At 66.0% G+C, this 5,853-nt stretch carries 7 protein-coding genes and 1 pseudogene; 6 read left to right on the forward strand and 2 right to left on the reverse strand.

Annotated elements, in window-relative coordinates; genetic code table 11:
* The 3 genes and pseudogenes from AX685_RS23090 to AX685_RS23100 form a co-directional block, all read left to right on the forward strand.
* Nucleotides 1–220: pseudogene (locus AX685_RS23090) on the forward strand (hypothetical protein); the annotation flags it as partial.
* Between the two features lie 133 nt (nucleotides 221–353).
* Nucleotides 354–500 carry a hypothetical protein gene (locus AX685_RS23095; protein ID WP_205499316.1) on the forward strand — a complete coding sequence of 49 codons (147 nt, stop codon included), beginning with the start codon at nucleotides 354–356 and terminating at the stop codon, nucleotides 498–500.
* A 39-nt stretch (nucleotides 501–539) separates the two neighbouring features.
* Nucleotides 540–692 (forward strand): DUF6118 family protein, encoded by a 153-nt coding sequence (locus AX685_RS23100; protein WP_007407005.1) that lies wholly within the window; start codon nucleotides 540–542, stop codon nucleotides 690–692.
* A 146-nt stretch (nucleotides 693–838) separates the two neighbouring features.
* Here the strand turns inward: AX685_RS23100 and AX685_RS08760 are convergent, their stop codons facing one another.
* Nucleotides 839–1,033: a heavy-metal-associated domain-containing protein gene (locus AX685_RS08760; protein ID WP_007407007.1), complete on the reverse strand. Its 195-nt coding sequence runs from the start codon at nucleotides 1,031–1,033 to the stop codon at nucleotides 839–841.
* Between the two features lie 134 nt (nucleotides 1,034–1,167).
* Here AX685_RS08760 and AX685_RS08765 point away from each other — a divergent pair, with 134 nt between their 5' ends.
* From AX685_RS08765 to AX685_RS08775, 3 genes are all read left to right on the forward strand, one after another.
* A complete protein-coding gene (locus tag AX685_RS08765) occupies nucleotides 1,168–3,621 on the forward strand; it encodes a heavy metal translocating P-type ATPase (RefSeq protein WP_269430554.1) in 2,454 nt (817 codons plus the stop codon).
* A gap of 11 nt (nucleotides 3,622–3,632) precedes the next feature.
* On the forward strand, nucleotides 3,633–4,061 hold the full coding sequence (gene cueR / locus AX685_RS08770; RefSeq protein WP_082731082.1) for a Cu(I)-responsive transcriptional regulator: 429 nt from the start codon (nucleotides 3,633–3,635) through the stop codon (nucleotides 4,059–4,061).
* A gap of 112 nt (nucleotides 4,062–4,173) precedes the next feature.
* Entirely contained in the window at nucleotides 4,174–4,506 is a 333-nt protein-coding gene (locus AX685_RS08775; RefSeq protein ID WP_046985870.1) for a four-helix bundle copper-binding protein, read from the forward strand.
* Between the two features lie 127 nt (nucleotides 4,507–4,633).
* On the opposite strand, the gene AX685_RS08780 is transcribed toward AX685_RS08775, so the two are convergent.
* Nucleotides 4,634–5,853 (reverse strand): FTR1 family iron permease (locus tag AX685_RS08780; RefSeq protein WP_197418536.1); only part of this gene is annotated, 1,220 nt, incomplete at its 5' end.

Genomic DNA, 5,853 nt, shown 5'->3' on the forward strand with positions numbered 1-5,853 from the left:
GATCATGGCTATGCCGCCACCATCCATAAATCGCAGGGGGTGACGGTCGATCGCGCCCCTGTCCTCGCCACCCCCGGCATGGACCGGCACAGCGCCTATGTCGGCATGTCGCGGCATCGCGACGACGTGCATCTCCATTACGGCCGCGCGACTTCGCCGACCAGCGCCAGCTCGTCCGCGCCCTGTCGCGCGACCGGGGCAAGGGACATGGCGGGCGACCATGCCCGGCCCGAGCAGGACCAGGCCCGCGCGTTCGACCGGTTGCGTGCCGCGATAGAAGGTCAGGACCGTGAGCTGGCATTGCTACGCCGTGCCGTGGAGGGCTTGGCGGCCGAGCGCGCCGCGCGATCAACGTGCCCGACTACAGCAAGGCGCTTGGCGTGCTTCAGCAGGGCGTGGACACGGCGACCGGCCGCATCGACCATGTTGTCCATATTCTTTCCAAAGCCCCGGTCATGGCGATGACGCCCAAGCAGATGGCGCAGCGCATCGCGGCGTGAACGCTCGGCCTACCACGTTGGGAAGCAGGGCAGCGCCTAATGCAGAGCGCCAGCCCGACCGCGTTCCGTGGGATCGTCGCGGCCGACAGAATCGTGACGGTTAATCGCGAAGCGATTGAAAGGTGCGTAGAAGCTGCTGCGAAAGCCCGTGAGACGGTGCGATGCACCGTCAAGGTCGCGCCCGCCCCATAAAGTAACAACGCGGACTTTTGAGGCTTCAGCCGGTGTCATGACCGTTTCAGGCCGGTGCACTTATGATCGCGAGGCGGGCGCGTGCGGATCAACGCACAATCCTTTTACGCGCCCGCCCCGAAAGCCCTCAGGCAAAATAGGGCTCTCTATTGCGTCACCGCGAAGCCGGCCTTCTCTATGGCCCGCTTGAGTTGCTGTACATCGGCCGTCGAGTTTACCGAAACGGTCTTGCTCGCCAAGTCGACGTTGACGACGGCCTTGGCATCGACGCGCTGAAGCGCGCTGGTCACACCGCGCGCACAGCCTCCGCAGGTCATTCCCTGAACTTTGAAATCGATCATCTTCGTTCTTCCATGAGGTGGATGAAGCAGATGTGGGGTTTGACACTGTGTCAGGGTCAAGGGGTGTATTTAGCTGTTGACCTTGACACGATGTGAGGGACGATAAGGCCATCGACTCAGTAGTGGAGACGACCATGAGCGCCCCGGCGCAGCTGCCAATGCAGACACAGGCGAGAAGCGAAGACAGGCTGTCGCTGGCCATCGATGGCATGACCTGCGCGACGTGTGTCGGGCGGGTGGAGCGCGCCATCGCCGGGGTGCCGGGCGTCGCCGGCGTCTCGGTCAATCTCGCGACGGAGCGCGCGAACGTCGAGTTCGTCGATGGACGATCCGATGTCGCTGCCGTAGCCGATGCGGTTCTTGCGGCGGGCTACACCCCGTTGACGCAAACGACCGAGTTGACGATCACGGGCATGACCTGCGCCTCATGTGTCGGCCGGGTCGAGAAGGCGCTGCTGAAAGTGCCCGGCGTCCGCTCCGCGAGTGTCAACCTGGCAGCCGAGACGGCGCGGATCGAAACGGTGGGTGGCGTCCCCACTTATGTCTTGGTCGAGGCCGTCGAAAGCGCTGGTTACACCGCATTCGCGCGCACCGGATCGGCGGAGGCGGAACGAAGCGCCGAGGACGCCCGCCGCGACGCAGCCGCAACAAGAGAGCTCCGCCACGTGCTGATCGCCGCGGCGCTGTCGCTGCCGCTGGTCGTTCCGATGCTGCTGGCCCCGTTCGGTATCGAGGTGGCGGTGCCGGGCTGGATCCAGCTGCTGCTCGCGACGCCCGTGCAGTTCTGGCTGGGCGCGCGCTTCTATCGCGCGGGTTGGAAGGCCGCGCGCGCCCGAACCGGCAACATGGACCTGTTGGTCGCGATCGGCACATCGGCCGCCTACGGGCTCAGCCTCTACCAGCTGCTGTTCGCGCCGATGCACGGCATGGATGCGCATTATTACTTCGAGGCTTCGGCCGTCGTCATCACCCTTATCCTGCTCGGCAAATGGCTCGAAGGCCGCGCCAAGCGTCAGACCGGAGAGGCGATCCGCGCGCTGATGGCGCTGCGGCCCGACCAGGCTCGCGTTGTCGGCACCGACGGCAGCGAACGAGAGATTGCCCTGGCGGAGGTGCGCTCGGGTGACCGCGTCCGCGTCCGGCCCGGCGAGCGCATCCCCGTCGATGGACGACTGATCGAGGGAGCAACCCATGTCGATGAATCCATGCTCACCGGAGAGAGCCTTCCGGTCGCCAAGGCCGCTGGAGACCCAGTGACCGGCGGATCGATCAACGCGGACGGCCTCATCCTGGTCGAGACGACGGCGGTGGGGGCTGAGACCACCCTCGCTCGCATCGTGCGCCTTGTCGAAAGCGCGCAGGGCGCCAAGGCTCCGATCCAGCGGCTCGTCGACAAGGTCAGCGCCGTGTTCGTGCCAATCGTCCTCGTCATAGCCGCGCTGACCCTCGCCGGCTGGCTGATCGCCGGCGCCGGAGTGGAAGTCGCGATCCTGAACGCGGTCGCGGTGCTCGTCATCGCCTGTCCGTGCGCGCTCGGCCTGGCCACGCCGACCGCGATCATGGCCGGCACGGGCGTTGCCGCGCGGGCCGGTGTCCTCATCAAGGACGCGGAGGCGCTGGAGACCGCGCACCGCATCAACATCGTCGCGTTCGACAAGACCGGCACGCTGACCGAGGGCAAGCCCTCGCTGCTGGCCGCACTGCCGGCCGAGGGGGCCGAACGCGCCGAGCTGATCGCGCTCGCCGCGGCGCTTCAGGCTGGAAGCGAGCATCCGCTCGCCCGGGCCGTCTTGGCGTGGGCCAGCTCGGAAGGCGTCGAACCCGCCCGCGCCAACGGGATGCGCGGCCTGCCCGGCCGCGGGGTTGCTGCAGACGTCAACGGCCGCAACCTGATCCTCGGCAGCACGCGCTTGATGGACGACGAAGCTATCGTGATGACACCGCTGGCGAGTGAGGCGGCCAGGCTGGAAGCCGAGGGACGGACGGTCTCCTGGGTCGCGGAACGCGCGCCCGAACGCCGCCTTCTCGGCCTTCTGGCGTTCGGCGACGAGGTCAAGGCTTCCGCCGCTGCTGCCGTGGCGGCGCTGCATGGCCGTGGCATACGCAGCGTGATGCTGACCGGAGACAATGCGGGAAGCGCCCGCGCAGCGGCGGCCAAGCTCGGCATCGACGATTTCGTTGCCAATGTCCTGCCGGAAGGAAAGTCGGATGCGGTAGCAGCATTGCGGGGCGGGGACCGCACGGTCGCGATGGTCGGGGACGGCGTCAACGACGCCCCTGCCCTCGCTGCAGCAGATGTCGGCATCGCCATGTCAACCGGAACAGACGTTGCGATGCACGCAGCGGGCATCACGCTGATGCGGGGCGATCCGCGCCTGGTCGCGGACGCGATCGACATCTCCAAACGGACATATTCCAAGATCCGCCAGGGGCTGTTCTGGGCGTTCATCTACAACCTGGTCGGCATCCCGCTGGCAGCGTTCGGGTATCTAAGCCCGGTGATCGCCGGCGCGGCGATGGCGCTGTCGAGTGTCAGCGTCGTCGCCAATGCTCTGACGCTTCGCCGTTGGCGTCCGACAGCGGCTTGAGGAGGCGATACGTGAATATAGGACAGGCGGCCAAAGCTTCGGGCGTCAGCCAGCGGATGATCCGCCATTATGAGGCGATCGGCCTCATTCCGAAGGCCACGCGGCGTGATTCCGGCTACCGCGACTATGACGAACGCGAAGTCCACATGTTGCGCTTCATCGGCCGCGCACGCGATCTGGGCTTTCCAATTTCGGAGATCGGCCAGCTCGTCGCGCTGTGGCAGGACGGCGATCGGGCGAGTGGTGAGGTCAAGGCCCTCGCGCTTGCACGAGCCGCGGAGATGGAGCGCAAGGAGCACGAGCTCCGAGCGATGCGCAAGTCGCTCGAAGATCTGGCGCGTCGCTGCGCGGGCGGAGATCGACCGGATTGCCCGATCCTGGACGATCTTGCGATCGGAGTGGAACATGTGAGTCTGCGTTGCGCTAAAGAAAAGGGTTGACCTTGGACCATGGTCCGAGCCGCAAGGACGGTGAAGTCCCGACCCCGGCGAGGGAAAGCGCCAAGAACCGCGTATATACAAGGGGAGGGGGGCGCATATGGAAGGAAAGACAATGCATCAGATCGATCCCGAGATGAAGGCGTGCATGGACGCCTGCCATGAATGCCACATCACCTGCCTTCACATGGCGATGAATCACTGCCTGGAGGCGGGCGGGCGACACGCCGAGCCTCAGCACATGAAGCTGATGCTGGACTGTGCTCAGATTTGCAGTGTCGCGATCGACTTCATGGCGCGCAAGTCCGAGCACCACCGGCATATCTGCCGCGAGTGCGCCGAGATTTGCCGGGCGTGCGCGTCGAGCTGCGAAGGGCTGGACGGCATGGAGGATTGCGTCGCCGCGTGTCGCAAGTGCGCCGACGCTTGCGACAAGATGGCCGCGTAAATGGCCCGAGGGCGGCGCTTTCCCCGCCGCCCTCCCGTTACATTGCGAGCCAAGGCGCGTGAGACGGTGCGATGCACGGTCAGGGTTGGCAGCAACGCTTTAGAGAGGGGCGTCACCTGCCCTGCCGCTAGGCTAGCGGCCCGCCCGTCCGCGGCTTGGCGCGGCGGTTCCAGGCGAACCCGATCATGATCGCGGCAAGCATCAGGAGTTGTGCCAGCACCGACTGAAATGTCGGGAACAGGCCCAACATCGAGATACGTGGCACGCTGGCGAGCGGCGCTATGTCGATGATCCCCGCCTCTTGGAGAGCAGCGACTCCCTTACCGGCCAGCACGACCGTCAGAGCGGCCATCAGCCATGAGCTGTAGCGGAAGAACTGCGTAATCGGCAGCGTCCGGCTGTAGCGGAGCATTGCCCAGGCGATGACGGCGAGAAGGCTGATCGCTGCGCCGGCCCCGGCCAGCAGCATCGCGGTGTTCCCCTGTGTCGAGAGCGCGGCGTAGAAAAGGATCGTCTCGAATACCTCCCGATAGACAACCAGGAATGCGAGCCCGAACAGGAACCATCCCGACCCGCCCGATAGCGCCCGTGACATTTTCTCGCGGATATAGCGTTGCCATTGATCAGCTTGTGCCTTGCCGTGCATCCAGATTCCGACCGAGAGCAGGACCACGGCCGCGAACAGCGAGCCGAACCCTTCCGTCAGTTCCCGGCTCGCGCCGCTTATACCGATCGCATAGGTGGCAACCGCCCAGGTAATCCCGCCGGCGACGAGCGCGCCGACCCAGCCACCATGCACATAGCGCATGGCTTCCGGCCGCTCCGCTTTGCGGAGGAACGCAATCATGGCCACCACGATCAAGAGAGCTTCCAGCCCTTCGCGCAGCAGGATCGTGAAGGCTCCCAAGAAGGTGGACGCCTGCGTCGCGGCGTCGGGCGCGAGCGCGGCCTCGGCATCATCGAACAGGCCGCCCAGCACTGCCACTCGTTCGGTCACGTCATCGGCTGACGTGCTGCTCTCCACAGCGGCGCGATATTCTCCCATCGCGCCTTCGATCCGGGACATGAGGTTCGGGTCGCGCGCCGAGAGCGTCGGTTCGATCGGCTCGAACCCGTCGAGGTAGGCGGACAGCGCCAGTTCCTTTGCAGCGCGCCGGTCGCCGCGCTGGAACGCGGCGAGGCTTTGCGCAAGCTTGGCGCGCGCCACGGCGAGCGGGCTTGGGGCTTGTTGCATCACCTGATCGGGGTGGCGACGCAGATAGGCGAGCACCGCGTCGGCTTTCACCTGCCCGATGCTGCCCGCAAGCGCGGCGGGGGTGAGCGCGACCAGGGTTTTCAGGTCGGGAA

This window comes from Sphingomonas sp. CCH9-F2, assembly GCF_001556735.1.
GTDB lineage: Bacteria > Pseudomonadota > Alphaproteobacteria > Sphingomonadales > Sphingomonadaceae > Sphingomonas > Sphingomonas ginsenosidimutans.

Coding starts and splice junctions, on each gene's coding strand:
- AX685_RS23100 (WP_007407005.1), top strand. CDS start 540: ATGCAGAGCGCCAGCCCGACCGCGTTCCGTGGGATCGTCGCGGCCGAC.
- AX685_RS08760 (WP_007407007.1), bottom strand. CDS start 1,033: ATGATCGATTTCAAAGTTCAGGGAATGACCTGCGGAGGCTGTGCGCGC.
- AX685_RS08765 (WP_269430554.1), top strand. CDS start 1,168: ATGAGCGCCCCGGCGCAGCTGCCAATGCAGACACAGGCGAGAAGCGAA.
- AX685_RS08775 (WP_046985870.1), top strand. CDS start 4,174: ATGCATCAGATCGATCCCGAGATGAAGGCGTGCATGGACGCCTGCCAT.